The organism is Actinomycetospora corticicola (assembly GCF_013409505.1).
Classification (GTDB): Bacteria; Actinomycetota; Actinomycetes; order Mycobacteriales; family Pseudonocardiaceae; genus Actinomycetospora; species Actinomycetospora corticicola.
Genome location: NZ_JACCBN010000001.1, coordinates 6,041,343 through 6,060,268, shown reverse-complemented (window position 1 = coordinate 6,060,268; position 18,926 = coordinate 6,041,343). Strand labels below are relative to the sequence as shown.

General features: G+C 69.7%; 19 protein-coding genes and 1 pseudogene. 12 read left to right on the top strand and 8 right to left on the bottom strand.

From position 1 onward, the window contains the following. Positions 1-74 precede the first annotated feature (74 nt). From BJ983_RS29520 to BJ983_RS29495, 6 genes are all read left to right on the top strand, one after another. Complete coding sequence (locus tag BJ983_RS29520; protein ID WP_179797080.1) at positions 75-638, top strand: hypothetical protein; 564 nt, start codon at positions 75-77, stop codon at positions 636-638. Between the two features lie 12 nt (positions 639-650). Then, positions 651-2,306, top strand: coding sequence for a linalool dehydratase/isomerase domain-containing protein (locus BJ983_RS29515; RefSeq protein ID WP_179797079.1), 1,656 nt, complete (start codon positions 651-653; stop codon positions 2,304-2,306). 77 nt (positions 2,307-2,383) lie between these two features. Continuing rightward, on the top strand, positions 2,384-3,277 hold the full coding sequence (locus BJ983_RS29510; protein ID WP_179797078.1) for an alpha/beta hydrolase: 894 nt from the start codon (positions 2,384-2,386) through the stop codon (positions 3,275-3,277). A 148-nt stretch (positions 3,278-3,425) separates the two neighbouring features. After that, positions 3,426-4,283: an enoyl-CoA hydratase/isomerase family protein gene (locus BJ983_RS29505; RefSeq protein ID WP_343054419.1), complete on the top strand. Its 858-nt coding sequence runs from the start codon at positions 3,426-3,428 to the stop codon at positions 4,281-4,283. 7 nt (positions 4,284-4,290) lie between these two features. Then, a complete protein-coding gene (locus BJ983_RS29500; RefSeq protein WP_179797077.1) occupies positions 4,291-5,514 on the top strand; it encodes a CaiB/BaiF CoA transferase family protein in 1,224 nt (407 codons plus the stop codon). 759 nt (positions 5,515-6,273) lie between these two features. Beyond that, positions 6,274-6,585, top strand: a complete 312-nt coding sequence (locus BJ983_RS29495) for a hypothetical protein (RefSeq protein WP_179797076.1) — start codon at positions 6,274-6,276, stop codon at positions 6,583-6,585. 464 nt (positions 6,586-7,049) lie between these two features. Here BJ983_RS29495 and BJ983_RS32775 read toward each other — a convergent pair whose 3' ends face one another. After that, positions 7,050-7,460: a single-stranded DNA-binding protein gene (locus BJ983_RS32775; protein ID WP_179797075.1), complete on the bottom strand. Its 411-nt coding sequence runs from the start codon at positions 7,458-7,460 to the stop codon at positions 7,050-7,052. Positions 7,461-7,992: 532 nt separating this feature from the next. On the opposite strand from BJ983_RS32775, the gene BJ983_RS29485 reads away from it, so the two are divergent. From BJ983_RS29485 to BJ983_RS29470, 4 genes are all read left to right on the top strand, one after another. Beyond that, on the top strand, positions 7,993-8,940 hold the full coding sequence (locus BJ983_RS29485; RefSeq protein ID WP_179798429.1) for a ferritin-like domain-containing protein: 948 nt from the start codon (positions 7,993-7,995) through the stop codon (positions 8,938-8,940). Positions 8,941-9,036: 96 nt separating this feature from the next. Next, positions 9,037-9,297: a Sec-independent protein translocase subunit TatA gene (gene tatA, locus BJ983_RS29480; protein ID WP_179797074.1), complete on the top strand. Its 261-nt coding sequence runs from the start codon at positions 9,037-9,039 to the stop codon at positions 9,295-9,297. Between the two features lie 94 nt (positions 9,298-9,391). After that, a complete protein-coding gene (gene tatC, locus BJ983_RS29475; RefSeq protein WP_179797073.1) occupies positions 9,392-10,210 on the top strand; it encodes a twin-arginine translocase subunit TatC in 819 nt (272 codons plus the stop codon). A 25-nt stretch (positions 10,211-10,235) separates the two neighbouring features. After that, a complete protein-coding gene (locus BJ983_RS29470; protein ID WP_179797072.1) occupies positions 10,236-10,580 on the top strand; it encodes a twin-arginine translocase TatA/TatE family subunit in 345 nt (114 codons plus the stop codon). A gap of 99 nt (positions 10,581-10,679) precedes the next feature. Here BJ983_RS29470 and BJ983_RS29465 read toward each other — a convergent pair whose 3' ends face one another. Together BJ983_RS29465 and BJ983_RS29460 are read right to left on the bottom strand one after the other, a co-directional pair. Then, a complete protein-coding gene (locus tag BJ983_RS29465; protein WP_179797071.1) occupies positions 10,680-11,561 on the bottom strand; it encodes a cytochrome c biogenesis protein CcdA in 882 nt (293 codons plus the stop codon). 11 nt (positions 11,562-11,572) lie between these two features. Continuing rightward, positions 11,573-12,073, bottom strand: a complete 501-nt coding sequence (locus tag BJ983_RS29460) for a protein disulfide oxidoreductase (protein WP_179798427.1) — start codon at positions 12,071-12,073, stop codon at positions 11,573-11,575. Between the two features lie 396 nt (positions 12,074-12,469). Between BJ983_RS29460 and BJ983_RS29455 the strand changes: the two genes are divergently transcribed. Beyond that, a complete protein-coding gene (locus BJ983_RS29455; RefSeq protein WP_179797070.1) occupies positions 12,470-12,667 on the top strand; it encodes a hypothetical protein in 198 nt (65 codons plus the stop codon). A 413-nt stretch (positions 12,668-13,080) separates the two neighbouring features. After that, a complete protein-coding gene (locus BJ983_RS29450) occupies positions 13,081-14,049 on the top strand; it encodes a helix-turn-helix transcriptional regulator (RefSeq protein ID WP_179797069.1) in 969 nt (322 codons plus the stop codon). Between the two features lie 603 nt (positions 14,050-14,652). Here BJ983_RS29450 and BJ983_RS32770 read toward each other — a convergent pair. From BJ983_RS32770 to BJ983_RS29430, 5 genes and pseudogenes are all read right to left on the bottom strand, one after another. Further along, positions 14,653-15,231, bottom strand: a complete 579-nt coding sequence (locus tag BJ983_RS32770; RefSeq protein WP_246326724.1) for a helix-turn-helix domain-containing protein — start codon at positions 15,229-15,231, stop codon at positions 14,653-14,655. 93 nt (positions 15,232-15,324) lie between these two features. After that, positions 15,325-15,651 (bottom strand): annotated as a pseudogene (locus tag BJ983_RS32765) (cyclic nucleotide-binding domain-containing protein); the annotation flags it as partial. A gap of 605 nt (positions 15,652-16,256) precedes the next feature. Next, on the bottom strand, positions 16,257-17,009 hold the full coding sequence (locus BJ983_RS29440; protein ID WP_179797067.1) for a GAF and ANTAR domain-containing protein: 753 nt from the start codon (positions 17,007-17,009) through the stop codon (positions 16,257-16,259). Beyond that, entirely contained in the window at positions 17,006-17,602 is a 597-nt protein-coding gene (locus tag BJ983_RS31970) for an ANTAR domain-containing protein (protein ID WP_179797066.1), read from the bottom strand. The genes BJ983_RS29440 and BJ983_RS31970 overlap by 4 nt, the downstream gene beginning before the upstream one ends. 368 nt (positions 17,603-17,970) lie before the next feature. Continuing rightward, a complete protein-coding gene (locus BJ983_RS29430) occupies positions 17,971-18,660 on the bottom strand; it encodes an ANTAR domain-containing protein (RefSeq protein ID WP_179797065.1) in 690 nt (229 codons plus the stop codon). Positions 18,661-18,926 lie beyond the last annotated feature (266 nt).

The following is an 18,926-nucleotide window of genomic DNA, read 5'->3' as shown; positions in this document are numbered from 1 at the left end:
CGGACACGGTGAGACCGACACCCGACCGACGCGCCCCTGGCCTGCCGGCGCGCGCCGCGACCAGAGTTACCGTGGTGGTGTTCGACGTCCTCCTCGTCACCGTCGGGCTCCTGCTCACGGTGGCGAGCCGATTCCGTCCCAGGCTCCGCTCCCAGATCACCAGGGACGTGCTCTTCGAGTTCTCGAGCGACGACGGGGTCCTCCGACGCTTCGCCCTCCACGCCGCGACGCGCACCATCAGTATCGAGCCGATGAGCCCGGCCCGTCCGGACACCTCGGTCCGGTTCGGTCGCGCCTGGGACGGAATCCGCGCTCTCGTGTCCACCCGGACCGTCGCGCACATCGTCGCGGGGATGAACTACGGCGACACGCGGCTGGACGGCAACCCGGTGCTGCTGCTGTGGTTCCACGGCCTCACCCGCACCGTTCTGCCCATCGGCAGCTCCCGTCGCCCGCGCAAGAGGCACCTCCCGCCGATCAAGGTCCGTGAACCCGAACGCCACGCACCGTGGTCGGCCCGGATCACCCGCGAGCCTGCCCTCGACGAGCTCGACCCGACGTGGACCGCCGCGTGGGAGGCACGGGCCAAACTCCTGCAGCTGCGTGCGACTGCCGGCGACCCGCTCCCTCCTGGCTGAAGGAAATCACCGATGAGCACCACCGCTCTCAACGATCGCGCCCGGGGATGGCTCCGCTTCCTCTGGGAGAAGACGACGACCCCGGACGACTGGTCGAGCCAGGGTGAGCCACTGCCGTGGTGGGACCGCGACTCCACGGCCCCCATGTGTGCGTTCCCCCGCTTCGAGCTGAGCGAGAACACCTATCCGTTGTTGCAGTACGCCGACATCACCCCGGCGTGGCGGGAGGTCTACGAACGCGTGGCCCTCGAACTCTGCCAACGGCACATGTCCTTCTGGTCGTCGATCGACAACATCACCCTCATCGGCGACGACCCCAACGTCGATCGCTACCCGCCCGAATGGCTCACCTATCTGCCCGAGCGCCTTCGAGGTCGATACAATTCGCCCGGCTGGGTCGGCAACGGCCTCGCTCCCTGGGGCCTGAATCCCGACCCGATCGGCGCCGACGGGAACGTCTTCGTCCGAGGTTTCCTCAACCTCGTCCTGTCGGTCTACCGGTACATCTCCGGGCGTGACACGTTCGACACCCCGTTCCAGGTCACAGGCTACCGCGACCGACAGTTCTCGTGGACGCACCCGGACGTGGCCGACTTCATCAGTTCCCAGCTCGCGGACCGGCCCGAGGGTCCGCACTGCGAGAACACCAAGATCTGGCCTTTCTGCGTCAGCGCCACTGGGCTCGGGCTGAAGCTGTTCGACGCCTCCCACGGAACCAACCTGCAGAGCCCCTACGACGCCTGGTGCGAGTACGCGCAACAGCACTACATGGGCCTGACCCGCCGCGGGGACCTCGAGTGGTTCGCCATGTACTACGACCCCATCCAGCAGGAGGCGTGCACCCTGCCGGAGGGCCTCGCGGGCTACATGTCGCTCGTCATCCTCCCCTACGTCCTCCCGCAGCAGCCCGAATGGGCGACGCGTCTCTACGAGCTGTCGATGCGGGGCCTGGGCTGGAGCGATCCGCGCGCCCGTCTCCACCAGTTCCATCCCGACCCTCGTTGGCTGTCCATCGGCTACCTGATCTCCAAGGAGCTCGGCGACTGGACCACCTTCGACCGGTTGTCCGCGGTCGTGGAGAACGAGTTCGAGCCCCGGTTCTTCGGTGAGGACGACAGCCAGTTCGGCTACTACTTCGGCTGGGGGGAGCAGTGGCCCCGCGGTCAACAGAGCGCGCTGCTGATGGCCGGCGAGCTGGCCACGCCCGGTAGCTGGTCGAAGCCCTTCAACCAGCCGAACCTCGCCAAGTTCACCGAACCGACCGTCGAGGGCATCGACTTCCCGACGCTCGGTGTCTCCGCCGCGCACAACCTGACCGACGTCGGCGAACTGCACGTCAGCACCTACGCCGCGACGCCGTCGGCACGTCGCACACCGACGACGTGGCGGATCACGAACCTGCCCGACCCCGCGGGCGTGCGCATCGTCTGCGACGGCCAGGAATTCGGGAACTGGCGTGTCCTGGACGACTCGACCGTCGAGCTGAGTCTGGACGTCGACGACCACGACCTGATCGTCGCGACCACGTCCCGGTCGACGACCCCGCGCACGCAGGACGCCGGCCGGACCCGGCAGAGCGTGAGCACGCCGTCGTCCCTCGTCGCCCCGACACCGATCAGTGCGCCGCCCACGGCCCGCCGCCCGACCATGTGCGGTTGCTGCGGCTGACCTCGTCGACGCCCGCCGCAGACGTCCGACCCGCCGACGCCATCATCCGCAGAGATCCTCACCCGGGAGAAGCCCCCATGCCCCACCAGGACATCGAGTTCGACGCCGAAGGCACCACCATCCGAGGGTGGTTCTTCCCGGCCTCCGGCACGACCGACAAGGCGCCCACGGTCGTGATGGCCCACGGCTTCACCGCAGTCAAGGAGATGGAACTCGACCGCTACGCCGAGGTGTTCTCCGCCCACGGCATCAACGTCCTGGTCTATGACAACCGGGGGTTCGGCGACAGCGACGGAACCCCTCGCCAGGAGATCGACCCGTGGGCGCAGATCCGCGACTACCGCCACGCGATCACCTACGCGTCCACCCTCGACGGCGTCGATCCGCAGCGCATCGGGATCTGGGGCAGCAGCTACTCCGGCGGGCACGTCCTCGTGGTCGGCGCCATCGACCGGCGCGTCAAGGCGGTCGTCTCACAGGTGTCGCTGATCTCCGGCTACGACAACTACCGGGCTCTCGTCCGGGCCGACTTCATCGACGGCTACCAGACCCTCTTCGACACCGACCGGGCCAACCGCTTCGAGGGGAAGGAGCCCGCGACCGTCCCGGTCGTCGCCGCGAACCCCATGGACCCGGCCGCGCTTCCCAGCGCCGACTCCTGGACCTGGTTCACCGAGACCAGCAAGAACCGGGCCCCCAACTGGAAGAACGAAGTCACCGTCCGCAGTCTCGAGATGATGACCGAGTACAACCCCATCGACTACATCGCCAGGATCGCGCCCACGCCAATGCTGCTGATGCCGGCCCAGAACGACGTCGTGGCCCCGACGATCTTCGCGCTGCGGGCCTACGAGGAAGCCCGCGAACCGAAGAAGATCACGATCCTGCCGGGCGGGCACTACGACGCCTACGGCCCGGGCTTCGAGGCGTCCAGCAGCGCAGCCCTCGACTGGTACCTGACTCACCTCTAGGTCTCTTCACCGGACGTCGATTAGGTCTCTTCACCGGACGTCGATCCTCCGGTCCCGCAGCGCGGACGCAGGTCCGGCGTCGGCACCGGCCGCAGCCGTGCGCGACCGACGACGTCCGCGCCCACCCTCCGACGTCGAGGAGCGCATCGTGGCCCAGGCAGTCCCGCAGACCTCCGACGACGTAGTCGGTCGGCCGGCCGGTGGTGGAACACCGGCCGGTCCGGCAGGACACGCCGAGGACCTGCACGTCGCGCGACGGATGGACGGCACGTTGGCCGTGCTGACCATGCAGAGCAGACCCCACAACTTCCTCGGGTCCGACCTCATCGACGGGGTCCTGGCCGCGGTGGAGTGGGCCGTCGCCGAAGACGCCCGCGCGATCGTCCTGCGCAGCGGCCTGCGCAACTTCTGCGCGGGGGCCGACCTCGGCCTCTTCAGCAGTGCCGACCGTGGCGAGGCTCCCGACGTCGACCTCGTCGAGGTACTGCGGATGTTCGACGAGCTCCCGGTCCCGGTCGTCGCGAGCGTGCACGGCGTGTGCGTCGGCGGCGGGTTCGAGCTGGCACTGGCGTGCGACCTGATCGTCGCGGCGCAGTCGGCGAAGATCGGGTGCGTCGAGGCGACGATCGGGATGAACCCGCTGATGGGCGCCGTGCAACGGATCACCGAGCGCGCCGGGTCGGCCCGGGCCAAGGAGATGGCGCTGCTGGCCCGCCGCTACGACCCGGCGACGCTGGAGCGTTGGAACATCATCAACCGGGTCGTGTCCGACGACAGCCTCGAGGCGGTCAGCCTGGCCCTCGGGCAGGAGCTCGCGCACGGCCCGACCGTCGCGCACGCGTCGACGAAGGCGCTCGTCTCCTACGCGGCGGGCCACGGCCCTCGCGCGACCGACGCCCGGATGGCCGAGCTGCAGAAGGACATCTGGACGTCGAACGACCTCCAGGTCGGTCTGCAGTCGCTGGCGCAGAACGGCCCCGGCGCCGCTCGCTTCGAGGGGCGGTAGGCTGACGATGCCTCTTCCCCTCAGCGGCCTGCGCGTCGTCGACTTCTCGCGCGTGCTCGCCGGCCCGCACTGCGGCAAGCACCTGATCGACCTCGGTGCCGAGGTGATCAAGGTCGAGCCGCCGGGTGGTGACCTGTCGCGCAGGGCGTTCCCGATGCAGGGCGCCGTCGCCGGCTACTACGCCCAGCAGAACGCGGGCAAACGCGACATCAGTGTCGACCTCAACGTCCCGGAGATGCGGGAGGTCGTCATGCGGCTCTGCGAGACCGCCGACGTGATCGTCGAGAACTTCCGGCCGGGCGCGCTCGGTTCCTTCGGGCTCGACTACGAGTCCGTCGCGGCGGTCAAGCCCGACATCGTCTACGTCTCGGTCAGTGGCTACGGCCAGCGCGGGAACTGGGCGGGCCGGATGGCCTACGCACCGACGGTGCAGGCCGAGGTCGGCTTCACCCGCACCACCCTCACGCACTTCCAGGCCGAGGGCGGCGCGCGACGGACCGACGCGCTCTCGCACGCCGACGTCTACTCTGGGCTGCACGCCACCATCGCCGTACTCGCCGCGTTGCAGCACCGCGCGGCCACGGGGCAGGGCCAGTACGTCGACGTCGCGATGGCCGCGGTGATGACGTCGATCAACGAACGCGTGCACGTCGACCTCGGTGAGGTGGAGCTCGGCGCGGAACGTCCGGTCCTGGGCGCGACCGATGCGCCGTTCTTCACCAGCCCGGAGGGCGACCCGTTCGTCGTGCCGATGAGCCTCGTCGGGTCGCTGACGTTCCCGTTCTACTGCCGGGCGATGCGCCGCCCGGACCTGGCGGACGACCCGCGCTTCCTCGCCGCGGAGCTGCGCGAGGCCAACTTCGCGGCCCTGCACGCCATCGTCCAGACCTGGATCGGCACGTTCGACACGATGGGCGCGCTCGACGCCCAGTTCGACGAGGCCAAGATCGCGACGGGCATCGTCCGCGGCATCGACGAGTTCGCCGCGTCCGAGTGGGCCGATGAGTGGGGCGTCACGCGCACGGTGTCCGACCGTGCTGCCGGCACGATCACGATCCCCGGGATGCCGTGGCACTTCAGCAGGCACGAGGAGCCGCTGGGCGAGCAGGTGCCCGCGTTGCAGGGCGAACACAACGTCGAGGTGCTCACCGAACTCGGGTACGACCAGCAGCAGATCGAGTCGTTCTACACGGCCGCCGGGCTCGTCGAACCCGACAGGGCGCGATCCTGACGCGGTGGCCGGCCTGGGAGTGTGAGCCGCCACGCGGCATATGTCGCACATATGGAGCCTTGCGCGATCGGAGCCCAAGGTTATGCAACGCCCAGCTGAGTGATTGGGTCAACCTGGACATCGAATCACCTACATGTCGTTCTGCGTCTGAGCTCTGTTGATCTCCTGCTCCCTGTAGATCCCATTAGATGCACATAGACTGGGCGACGCGCCGCCGCGAGACATGAAGGACTACCTCTCGCTCCTGCCAGCTACGCTTCAATGGCTGTCGGAACTCTTGGACAGCGTCTCGCCGATTCCGTGGCCTTGATGGATCGGCATCCTCTTGCCCGTGTACCTGAGTGTGCTCACAGTCTCGGTGTGGGTCTTTCGCGGATGCGTTTGGCCCGTCCGGTGCGCATATCCCCGCACGCAGAGAGGCGGACCGTGCCGCAAGATCGTGACCGGCGAGTGGCGTCGCTGCGGCTTCCACAACCGAACTGTTACTCCTACGGTCACACTGTCAGAACGGACGTCCGCCGCTGACAGACCCTCACCCGGTCCAACAAAATAGTAGACATAGAGCTAAGCGGCGTCGGCTTCTTCCGCCTGAGGCCACGTGGACGGGCCCTTCTGTACCAGAACGGCTACGTTCGACGACCCGTCGACGTCGCGACCCTAGTTCCCGACTGGGTCCGCTCCACCGTGGAGAACGCGAGGAAGGCTCGCCTATCCAGCCGCGCCGACGATGACGACGCGAGCTCTGGGAGCCACGGGCCGGTGAGCGTCTCCGACAAGCTCGCATCGGTTGTCCTGGCGACCCGGTGCTCGTGCTCGTTCGCTGCGGTAGGTCTAGTACTCACCATCATCGCCGTGCTTCTTGACGGTCAGCCACAGGCGATCCTTCAGTGGCTCGCCACCCTGGCGTTCGTGCTCGGCTGGGCCGCCTCCTACGCAGGCATCTTCCAGGGCAGGGACGACTGGCTCCGCGGGGCTTGCATCAAGGCCGCTCGCTGGTGGGCAGTGATCTTCGTACCCGTCACGGTGGCCAACTTGTTCTTCGCCGCTACCAGCCAGCTACCGCCACTATGAGTATCGCAATAGGTCCAGACCGTCACGGCCCTTACCGCTTTGGGTACCGCTTACGTCACACCACGGCGGCCGACGGGCACCCACAGCACAAGATCGCTACAACCCGATCATGTCGCTGAGCAGCACGGATGCCGATGGTGGTTCACCACAGCCGACGTGAATCCTGTCCACTGGGTTCGGGGTTCGAGTCCCTGACGGCGCACCATACTTGCTGGTCAGCGGTTTGCCTCATAGTTTGCGACGTGATCGCTGGTCGCTTGAGGGACCGGAAACTCTTTCTCGAGTTCGCCGTCGAAGATCATCGTTCCTAGAGTGACTGACTCCTAACAGGCTCACGACCGCTGGCCGTCTTCGCTCAGGCGACAGTGGGCCGACCCGATGCGTGTTGATCAAAGCGATGCTTCCTGCTCGCCACCGACGCCTCGAACCACCGGCCGGCCGCTCCCCCTTCGTGACGGACACGGTCACCCACTACAGGCTCGCCGCGACGGTCTCGGCGGTCCTCGGGACGAGTCAAGGTCTTCCCCCGAACGCCCGCCCGCGGCCGGCGTCCGGCGTCCGGCGTCCGGCGTCCAAGACCTGGCCGTGATTGTCCCCGGGACCACCACGCGAGCACCTTTGGTCAGGGACTCGGCGACATGCTCGCCCCGCTCTCCAAAGCGCTCAGCGGGTGGAAGCTGGGCTCGTCGTCGACCCACTCGTCGGCCTCGGTGCGCGAGCGAGAGTCGGCCGCGATAATGGAGCGGGTGGCGGCGCGGCCGCTCGGGGTCAGCGGTGAGGTTGCCGGTGAGGTGGATCGGGGGACGTCTGAACCGGTCGCCTGCGGTGTGGAAATAATAATCTTGGTCGGGGTCGGGGTCGGTGACCGTGTCCATCGATGACGGCGGTCGTTGGTCTGCTCGTGGCCCTGTCATCCGTCGGCCGATCGCCCGTTCGCGGCGGTCGCCATCGCGCCCCTCGGGCGGCGGCCTTGGCGCGGCTGCCGCTGTGGTTGGGGCTGCTCGTGTCGATGGCAGCGGGAGCAGCGTTGGCCGTGCCGCTCATCGGCGCGCCGCTTCCGACCTCCGGAATCCTCGTCGCGATCGCCGTAGGATGGTCGCTCGTCCGACGCCGCCGGCGCCCGAGGTCCGCGTCGCCAGTGGTGCACTTCGACGACGCTGACACGGCTCCCTCCGAGGCCCCGATTGCGCGTCTGCGCCGAGAGATCGGGGAATCGACGAACCGGCACGCGGCCTGAAACGAAGGGCACCGCTCGGCAGTTGGGCGCAACCGTTCGTCCTGACGAGCGAAATCGACGCGTTTCTCCAAGGCACCTGCGTCGGTTGTGGTCGCCGACAGCAGTTCCGTGGACGGGGTGGGCCGGGGGAAGTGGCCTTCGTCGTCCTCCTTGGCGAGAGGGACATGCGCGTGTTCGGAAACAAGTTCGTGACGCAGGCGATCAGTCGCAGTGCCGAGAACGGGCTCGACCGTCGGAAGTTCTTTGCTGCCGCGGGCGTGGCGGGCCTGGGTGTCGCCGGCGCCGGCGTGCTCGGCGCCAGCGGAGCCTTCGCCAACGATGACCAGGGCAGCGGCGGGGGGCCCAGCGACGCGGCCATCCTCAACTTCGCTCTCAACCTCGAGTACCTCGAGGCCGAGTTCTACTCGCGCGCCTACCTGGGCGAGGGGCTGCCCGACAACCTGACTGGCGGCAAGGGCGACCGCGGTCCGGTCAAGGGTGGCCGCAAGGTCGACTTCAAGACCAAGGCGATCCGGGACTACGCCTGCGAGATCACCTTCGACGAGCGTCACCATGTCGAGTTCCTGCGCACCGCGCTCGGCGGGGCGGCGGTCGCTCGTCCGGCGATCGACATCGACGCGGCGTTCCAGGCCGCCGCGAAGGCGGCGGGGCTCGCCACCGACGCCAAGCCGTTCGACGCCTACGCCAGCGAGGAGAACTTCCTGCTCGCGGCGTTCGTGTTCGAGGACGTGGGCGTCACGGCTTACAAGGGTGCCGCTCCTCTGGTGTCGAACAAGACCTACCTCGAGGCCGCCGCCGGCATCCTCGCCGTCGAGGCCTACCACGCCGCGAACATCCGCACCTCGATCGTCGCGAAGGGCATCGACCTCGAGAAGGCCGCCAACAAGATCTCCGATGCCCGCGACAGCCTCGACGGGTCCTCGGACCTCGACCAGGGCGTGGTCAACCCCGACGGCAAGGCGAACATCGTGCCGGCGGACAAGAACAGCATCGCGTTCAGCCGCTCCGCCGGTCAGGTCCTCAACGTCGTCTATCTGACGCCGAAGAAGGCCACCTCCGGTGGCTTCTTCCCGAATGGCACCAACGGCGAGATCCGCGAGAGCGCCGCCAACGGCTGAGTCGCCCACCCCCACCGGTGCCCGTGACCCCGTCCCGGGGCCGCGGGCGCCGGGCCCGTCCGGCGAGCGCCGCTCGCCCGTGGAGAGGACATTCGCGTGACCGGAGCACTGAGCCCCACCCACTGGCTGCTGATCCTCCTCGTGGTCCTGCTGCTGTTCGGCGCACAGCGCCTGCCGGCGGCCGCGCGCGGACTCGGCCAGTCCATGCGCATCTTCAAGGCCGAGACCACCGCGCTTGCCGAGGAGCGTGCGCAGGAGAAGCGGGTAGACGAGACACCCGCGGTCGCATCGGGCCCGACGGCCGCATCGGCCCCGGCGTCCACGTCCGGTCGCCCCGCGAACGAGCCGGCGGCCTGACATCGTGACCGACACCGTGGACCGGGACCTCCCTCGAGCCGAGGGGCCCCCGTCCCGGTGGTGGCGGCCGCGCCGGCGTGACCGGTCGAGCACCATGAGCCTCGCGGAGCACGTGTTCGAGCTTCGGCGTCGGCTCGCGGTCGCGTTGCTCGCGATCGCTCTCGGCACGATCGTCGGCTTCTGGTGGTACGACCACGCGGTGGGCGTGGTTCCCAGCCTTGGGGCGCTGCTCACCGGCCCGTACTGCTCGTTGCCCGTCGGCGCCCGGCTCGACCTGGGTCCCGGCGGGCAGGGCTGCCGCCTGCTCGCGATCGGTCCCTTCGACCAGTTCCTGCTGCGACTCAAGGTCGCCGCGACGGCCGGCGCAGTGGTCGCCGCGCCGATCTGGCTCACCCAGCTCTGGGGCTTCGTCGTCCCGGGGCTCCGGCCCGTCGAGCGGCGGACCGCCCGCTGGTTCATTGGCACCGGCAGCCTGTTGTTCGTCCTGGGTGCCGTACTGGCCTACCTGGTGGTGGCCGAGGCTCTGAACTTCCTCCTCACCGTCGGCTCCGAGGTCCAGGTCACCGCCCTGGGCGGAGACGCCTACTTCTCCCTCGTGCTCTCACTCGTCGTCGTGTTCGGGGCGAGCTTCCTCACTCCACTCGTCGTCGTGGCGCTCAACCGGGTGTCGGTGCTCTCCTACGCGCGCCTCGCCCACTGGCGCCGCGGGATCATCGTCGGCCTCTTCGCCTTCGCCGGGATCGCGACGCCGGGCGGCGACCCGATCTCCATGTCGGCGCTCGCGCTCACGCTCTGCGTGCTCGTCGAGATCGCGATCCAGGTCTGCCGGGTCCACGACCGTCGGCTCGCCCGCTCCGCCGCACGCGCGGCGCTGACCACCCCTGAGCCGGTCCGGGCCTCCGAACTCCCCTGACCGCACACCGTCCGAAGGAGAACCGATGTTCGGAATGAGTGGCGGCGAGCTGGTCGTCCTCGGGCTCGTCGCCCTGTTCGTGCTCGGGCCCGAGCGCCTACCCGGGGCCATCCGAGCCGTGAGCGCCGCGATGACCCAGGCGAAGAGCTGGATGGACAGCGCGAAGGACCAGCTGAACACCCCGGAACTCCAGCAGCTGCGTGAGCCGCTCGAGGAACTACGCGCACCTCTGGCCGAGCTGCGTGCCGCCGACCCGCGCCGCGCGGCCCGCGATCTCCTCGCCGCTCGTCCCGCCCGAACTGCCGCAGCGGCAACGCCTGCGGAGAGTTCCGGCGACTCGCAGAACACGAGCGGTGGAGCAGTCGCTTAGAGAAGGACCGGGCAGGTCGGTCACACGGGTGATCGGGCGTGCCTTCGGGAGAGCCCCGGCTCCGTCGTGGTCTCCGCCATGGCCCAGGAACTCCGTCCCTCAGTCGCGCCGCCTCGAGCCGACTGCCATTCGTCGGCGGCGACCCACCAGGACCCCGACGGCGACGAGCACGGCGAGTACCGCTGCGACAGGCCAGAGCCCCAGCCCGTCGATCCATCCCGACACGACCTCCTGCATTCCCACGACGAATCCGACCACCGGGTCGTCGGCGCTGCCGCCACCGAGGAAGAGCCGCAACTCGTACACGCCGTAGTAGCCGACGTAGAGCCCTACGGCCACGAGCAGCACCCCCGAGAGCCGGTTCACATAGGGGAGCACCCGGCGGAACCAGGTCGCCGCGCCCGCTCCGGCCAGTGCCACCGCCACCGCCAGGACCCCGACGACCACCGTCATCCCGACGCCGTACGCGAGATAGGCAGCTATCCCGCCGACCAACGAGCCTGAGCCGAAGCTCGCGCTGGTGACCGCGAGGAAAGGGCCGACCGTGCACGACAGGGACGCCAGCGCGTAAGCGACGCCGTAACCGGTCATCGAGCCCAGCCCGCCGGTGGGGGCGCCGCGGGTGGGCCTGGGCAACGAGCTCGCGAGTTCGCGCCCGGAGAGCAGCCAGAGCCCGAGCAGCACCATCACTACCCCGATCACCACGGTGGCGAAGGGGAGGTACTGCTGCAGCGAGGCCGCGACCGGCGCCACCACCAGGCCGAACACACCGAACACGAGCAGGAATCCGAGCGCCATGAGCGCCGTCGCGGCTAGCGCCCGGCCGACCACCGTGCCACGAGGGCGTTCGTTCGGGCTGGTGCTCCGGTCCTCGCCGACGAGCACTAGCGCGAGGTACCCGGGCAGCATCGCGAAACCGCAGGGATTGAGCGCCGCGACCAGCCCGGCCGCCGTGGCGAACCCGAGCAGGGAGGGATCCACCGGTCCAGGCCTCAGGTGAGGTTGCTCAGGCGCTGCGTGAGGTCTTCTTCGGAGAGCCCGTTCTTGACGACCTGCACCGCGCCGCTCGGAGCGATGAAGGCGTACGCGGGTTGTTGAGTGACCCCGAAGTGGCGCCAGACCGAGGTGTCGGTGTCGGCTAGCTGGGTGAAGTTCAGCCCGTACCTGGCCTGGAAAGCCTTCATCGCGGGCACCTGGTCGAGCGCGGCGACGCCAATGAAGGTCACGCCCGGATGCTGCGCCGCGATCCTGGCGACCCCAGGGGCCTCGGCATTGCAGGTCGGGCACCAGGGCGCCCAGAACCACATCACGACCGGCTTCCCCGCGAGACTCTTCCCGTCGAACGGCGCACCGTCGAGCGTCGTCGAGGAGAAGCTCAACGAATCGGCCCCGGACGGGGGCGAGGAACTCGAGACGGCTCCCGGCGAAGAGGAGCATCCGGCTACCAGGGCGAGAGCCGCGACGGAAAGGACCAGAGCGCGGACGAGCCGCATCACGACCTCCAACGATCGGTTGCACGCGACCGTACGCCTCCCCGGTCTGAGGCCGCCGTCCCCGGCCGATGCTGCTCATCAGCAACGCGAGTCCGAACCACTCGCGCGGCACGGCCGACCGGCACGCTCGACGGGGTGAGCAGACGGGCGGTCGCGTCCCGTCCGCGGCCCGAGACCGTGGACGTGGACGTGGACGTGTCGACGGGGGCGCCGGCCCGGAGCCAGAGCCGCGAGCACCACGGCGGCCCATGCTCGCGAACGAGGCGGCGACCGCGCCAACCGGACGGTCCGGCTTCCTCACCTGCCCGCGCCCAGCGCAGGTCCTCGATCCTCCCCGCGCAGACTGTTGCGATGCAGTTGTGGGCTTCGGAACCGATCGGATGCTCGGGTCTGGTCGTGCTCGCTGCCGTCGACGATCGTCACGGCGAGGAGTGGTTCGAGCCGGGGCGCCTGCCTTCGACCTGGCTGGTCGACGTGGCGACCGCCGAACTCGCCGTCGAGATGGTCCATGACACCGTCACGACGGGCCGCGACGTCGACATCGACCTCATCGTCGATCGTGCCGCGCGGACCATCGGCTCGAAACTCGACTGACCGCAGCGAGTGTCCCGGACGCGCTGTCCACCGTCCGGGGCGGCGCGAGTGCGTACGCTACGCAGGTCGGGCGTCATCGATCTGTATCCGTGCCAGCCTTCCCGGAGAAGTACCGGACCGACCGCTCGTCGGCCCGGGACGGGGCGCCCGCGATGTCGGGAGCTGACGACGTGCTGAACGATCCGGAACGTGCCGACGGCCTACGCTGGCCCGCCGAGGTTCTCGGCAGACGCGGCGAAGCTTGAGCGACCGGCCCCGCTAGACACCGTCAAACCTCGTACCCCAGCAGCATCGTCTACCTGAACTACGACGACTTCATCAGGTGCTCATGCTCGAGCTCTTCGTGCTCGACGCTCAGCCGGTCTGGCCTGCGTCGGTACGTTGGCCCGAGCCACGGAGCTGAGGGAGCGACGATGACGGAGCGAGCTGCGGCGCTGATCCAGCACGATCACTTCGCCAGCGGCGACCCCGACGAAGCCTTCGAGTGGATGCGGACCGCCTACACCGAGCACACCCCGGAACTACACGGCGACCGCGCCTCCTTCGCCTTCGATGTGTCCAGCACGTCCACCATCGACCTCGACATCACGACGATGGCCCATTCGATGGGCTTCCTCGGACCCTCCGAACCAGCAGACGGCAAGCTGATCACGATGGCTCCGCGCGCCGGCAGCACCCTGAGGCTCCGCCTCGGAGAGGAGCGCTACGCGACCGATCTCATGCTCGCCCCGACCTGGACGTCGTACGTCGGGCAGTGGGAGCACGTAGTCATGCAAACGGTGACCCTCGACGAGCGGCGGGTCGCCGTGATCGCCGCCGAGCTCACCGGCGCGCTCCCATCGACCGTGCGCTTCGAAGGCGTCACCGCGATCTCCAAGCCGCTGGAACGCCACTGGCGTGCGCTCACCGAGCACGTTCGCGCCGACCTCCTGAGCCTGAATTCCCCGCCGCCGCTCCTCCTCGCCGGAGCGTTCCGGCAACTCGCCACCGCGATGCTGACGACCTTCCCCAACACGGCCCTACACGCCGCGAACCGTTACAGCGTCGAATCGATGAGCCCGCGGGCACTCCGCCGCGCCCTCGACTACATCGAGGAACACGCCCACGAGGACATCGGAATCACCGAGATCGCCGCTGCGGCCCGAATCGGCGTCCGCGCGTTACAACTCGCCTTCCGACGACACCTCGACAGGACACCGATCGAGCACCTGCGCGAGACCCGGATGGGACGAGCCCACGTGGATCTCCTCAACGCCGGCCCCAGCCGCGGCGACACCGTCGCGGCCATCGCCATGCGCTGGGGATTCTCGAACCCCGGCCGCTTCTCCGACGATTACCGCAATCGCTACGACCGCTACCCCCGCGACGTCCTCAAGAGCTGAACCCCGCCCTCGATGTCAGGGCGCCGTACGCCTAGTCCGCGGCGAGCCCACGGTCGAGACACTGGCCCCGTCCGCTCGGTGGAGCCCCCGGTGAGGTCGGCAAGGGCTTCGGACATCGGGAGAGCGGCCTTGGGCGCAGCCCAGGTAGGACGGGAACCACCGTTTGATGTCGACGCCTGAGTAAGGGTCGCCGCGCCACGACACCTGTGACGGCTGAGGCGACGACGACGTCTCGGCAAGGGCCTGCACGAACGCATTGAGTACCGCTTACGTCACACCATCGCCGCCGACGGCCCGCTACGGCAGAAGATCGCGAGGAATCGATCATGTCCCTGAGCAGCACGGATGCAAATGACGGGCAATCGCAGCCGACGTGAACCCTGTCCACTGGGTTCGGGGTTCGAGTCCCTGACGGCGCACCCTCACATGAAGGCCCTGACCGGCATCGGTCGGGGCCTTCGTCGTGTGTCGGCCTGCTCCTGGCGGCTCCCTCGACATCGGCGGCACCTGGACCGACCGGTCGGGCGGGAGCAGGACTCGTCGGGCGAACCGCTCAGCGGCGATGGCCACGACCGGTCGGCGGGCGTCGTAGCCGATGAGGGATCACGTCCACCTCCGAAAAGTGCCGTCCCGCACGCGGATGGACCCGGTACAGATCTCTCGTGACCGCTGACGGCTACCGACGGCCTCGAGGCCGAGGCGGACCGATTCGGCTCGGGCCCGGTGGGCACGCTCGAGCAGCTCCTCGCCGGCGGCGGAGCGGTGGGAGATCGACCTAGTCATGGTCGGCAGACACGGGATCGACACCCACGTGGAGGCGGCGATCGGCTCGACCTTCCGCTCCCTGGACATCGCGCGCACGGGGGCCGCCCGGTGACGGTCGTCGTGACCCACCGATGAGCCGACCTGGAGGTCTCCGCTCACCGCTCGACGGGAGTGACGGCGAAGGCGGTCCGGTTCGAGAACGACGAGGGACTTCTTGTCCACCAGCAGCCACCCACGGGCCACGAAGTCTTCCAGGGCCTTCCTGCCCACCTCGTGCGATGCACCCGCGAGCTCGGCGATCTCGTCGTGGCTGAGGACCGCCCTGATCCGGAGCGTGCCTGCCTCCTGGTAGCCGAAGCGATGCGCGAGGTGCAGCAGGACCGCGGCGACCCGGCTCGCCACCTCGCTGACGGCCATCTCCGTGAGTCGACTCTCGGCGCGACGGAGTCGACGGACGAGCAGGCGCAGCCGGTGGTCCGCGAACTCCGGTGATCGTGTGATCCACCTGGTGAGCGCGGCTCCACCCAGGGAGTAGACGTGGACATCGGTGACGCACGTGGCCGTCGAGGTCCGGGGGCCGGGATCGAAGGCGGCGAGTTCGCCGAACACGTCGGACGGCCCGATGACCGACAGCAGGCTCTCCCGCCCGTCGGCGGCCCGACGGCCCACCGTGACCACCCCGCTCTGCAGGACGAAGAGCCGGTCGCCCTGCTCGCCCTCACAGAAGACGACGGCACCACGAGGGAGATCGACGCGATCGAGCGCCGCCGCCAGTGCCTCCGCGGCAGTCGGGTCCAGTCCACCGAAGAGATCAGACCTGAGCAGTGCCTCGTCCATCAGTGCCTTTCCGTCGCCCGGAGCGTCATCGGGTCCTGTGCGCCGCGTCGTGGCTGGACACGGCGGGCGTCCACAGCGGACGCCCGGGTCGTGCACGGTGCGGAGTGCCGAGCCGACCGGGCCCCGCTGCGCGAGGGTGTTCGCCGCCGAGCGCACCGGACCCCGGATCGGGGCGGCGTCATCCGAGCGATCTCCACCCCGCCCACGAGGCGCGGGGGTGACGGGCCCGTGGGAGGTGCGGACCCGTTCACGACTCGTCGATGCTGGAGAAAGGACCGGACGACGCAGCCCGGATGAACCTTTCGAGAGTGTCCAGGGCTCTCGAAGCGAGTGGTCGCGAAGCAGACGGTCGTAGGAACCGTCATCGCGCCATGAATCGTCCTCCGCACGCCCCGTGGGCGCAATGACCGGCCTCATCGGCGTCGCGCTCTCCGAGTCGGGTGGACGTCGACCACGCGGCACCGCCCAGCTCCGAGCCGAACCGGGCCACTGCGGACGCTGTCGCGCGGTCGCTACCCGCGGGCACCGTCCCCACCTCCGGGACCGACGGCTCGCCGCGCCCACCCCCACACGTTCCCGCCGCGTGGACCGCGTCGGGGATCAGGTCAGCCGTCCAGCACGACGGACGGATCCACCGTGCGCTCGACGAGGCTGCGGGCCAGGTCCGTGAGGCGCTGCCCGCGAGAGCGGGCGTGGCGCCGCAGCAGGGCGAACGCCTCCTCGGGATCGACCGCCGTGCGGGAGCGGAGGTGGGACTCGGCGACGAGCACTCCCTTGGCCTGCTCGATGACGATCCGGCTGTTGAGAGCGCCCTGCAGTTGCTCCTGGACGGTCTCCGCCCTGCGGACCGCGCGCTCGTGGATCAGTCCGATCGTGGCCGCGTCGGCGAGGGCCTGCCCGAGACGGGCGTCGATGTCGGAGAGGGCGTGTGGACGGGTGTGCAGGAGGGTCAGCACCCCGATCACGTCGTCGCGCAGTCGCATCGGCAGCGCATGCGTCGCCCGGAATCCCGCCTCGACGGCACCGTGTGCGTAGTGCGGCCAGCGGTGCCGGGCGTCGGCGGCGGTGAGATCGTCGCAGAGCTGCTGCTCCCCCGTCCGTACGCAGTCGACGCAGGGCCCGCCGTCGATCGCGACGGCGAACACCTCGAGCAATCGGGACCGCTCGGAGGAGGCCGCGGCCACGGAGAGCCTCCCCTGCCCGTCGACGAGGATGACGCCCGCGGCGGAGACGTCGAGCAGCGCGATGCAACGCTCGGCGAGCATCGTCAGCATGTCCAGCGCGTCGAAGTCGTGGACCAGGGTGTCGGTCAGCGCCAGGAAGGTGTCGACCACCTCCGCCTCACGGGTCTCGCTCATGGGTGGTCGTCCTCCGGGTCCGGGGTGGGTCGCGGATCGTCGTGAATCGGGTCGGTGAGGTCCAGCGTGCGCGCGATGACCCGGCGAGCCACCTCGTGCAGCGGCTCGCCGTGCGCGAACGCGTGGGCACGCAGGCGCAGCAACGCCGTACCGACGTCCATCCCGGACCGCGCCGAGAGCATGCCGGAGGCGATGTGGACATCGGCGTGGACGCCGGGCAGCCAGCCGATGTCCTCCCCTGCCCCGGGATCGGTGTCGGGGTCCGTGAGCAGGGCCTCCGTCACCGCGTCCCCTGCGGCGAGGGCGCTCGCGAGCTGCGATCGCGACAGTCCCCCGGAGCGGGTGCGGTACAGGTCGAGCGTGCCCAGGCGGACCACTCCGAGCTGCAGCGGGAACGAGAAGACCGCCGCCGCCCCGGCAGCCAGAGCACTCGGGGCGAAGCCGGGCCATCGACCGAGCTCCGCGGCGAGATCGGCGGTCAGCACCGGGACCCCTCGGGCGAAGGCATCGAGGCACGGGCCCTCCCCCGTCGTCAGCTGAAGGTCCTCGAGTCGGCTCGACAGGGCCCCGACGGCGGCGATCTGGTCCCTCACTCCGCGCAGCCCTCCCGCCAGACTGCCCATCACCGTGATCCCGGCCCCGTCGACGGCGACTCGGGACCGGAGGTCCGCGCAGACCTGGCCAAGGCGGTGTCCGAGCGCAACCGGTCCCGGCCCGCGCGGCAGATCGCCGTCCGCGGCCTCGTCGTCGGGCGGCCGATCGGTGCCGTCGCCCCCCATCCGGAGTCCCCCATCGCGGATGCGCCGCTCGGAGCATCGCCGGGTCGGATCCGGGGCGGGCAGTGGGACCCGTTCGTTCCACTGCGACGAGGACCGCCGACCCTAGCCCCGGCGCGGGTGGTCAGCGACCCGGCCGAGGGCCTCGGCCGAGCACCGCCTCCGGTCGGTCGATCACCGCGGCCTCACGGTCGGGACCCCGCTCCTCGTGCGTCGTCGATCAACCACCGCGCGACGGCGTGGACCTTGAGGTTGACGTGCTGGCTCGAGGCCACGAGGCGCGCGAAGGCCTCGTCGTCCGAGAGCCCGTACCGCTCCATCAGGATGCCCTTGGCCTGACCGATCGCATCCCGGTTGGCCAGCGCCGTCGTCATCCGGGCCACGCGATGAGCGCCGTGCAGCGCGAGGGAGGCGCAGGACGCGAACACCGCCGCCCGGGACAGGCCGTCCTCGCCGACGACCTCCGGGTGTCCGCCGTAGAGGGTCAGCGCACCGACGACGCCGTCGTGGCGGTTGAAGAGGGGCAGCGAGCACGCCACGAGCACTCCTCGCTGCGCTGCGACCGGGGCGAACTGCGGCCACCGGTCGACGCCCGAGGTGCTCATGTCCGACGCGGTCACCGGGCCTCCGCCCCGGACCGCGTCGAGGCAGGGTCCCTGGTCGAGCGTGTTCTGCAGCGCGTCGAGCTCGGCGACCACGGCGTCGGACGGGGCCCGCGAGCTGACGGTGCCGTCACGCTCAAGGTACGAGATGCCGGCCCGCCGCACGAGCGGCAACGACGCGACGGCCCCAGCCACGATCAGCGCCAACGTCTCGTCGACGCTCTCCGGGCCCCTGGTCGGGATCAGTCGTCGCACGGCGAGGTGGAGGGGCACCGGAGTCCCGGGATCGGTATCGATGGGCGCGACCGACCTCAGGTGCCGACGACCGGGAGGGATCGAGTTCACGGATGGACGGACCTCTCGCTGCGCGTACGTCCTCGGAACACCGAGCTGCAGTACCTACCGGCGACGAGCGGGTCCGGGCTCGCCGCCCACGGTGAGCACCATAACGCGATCCGGTTGCGCACCACACCATCTGAGACTCCGTCGACGCACGGCCGGCGTCGCGGGTCCGTCCGGATCACGGTCGATCGCCGCGA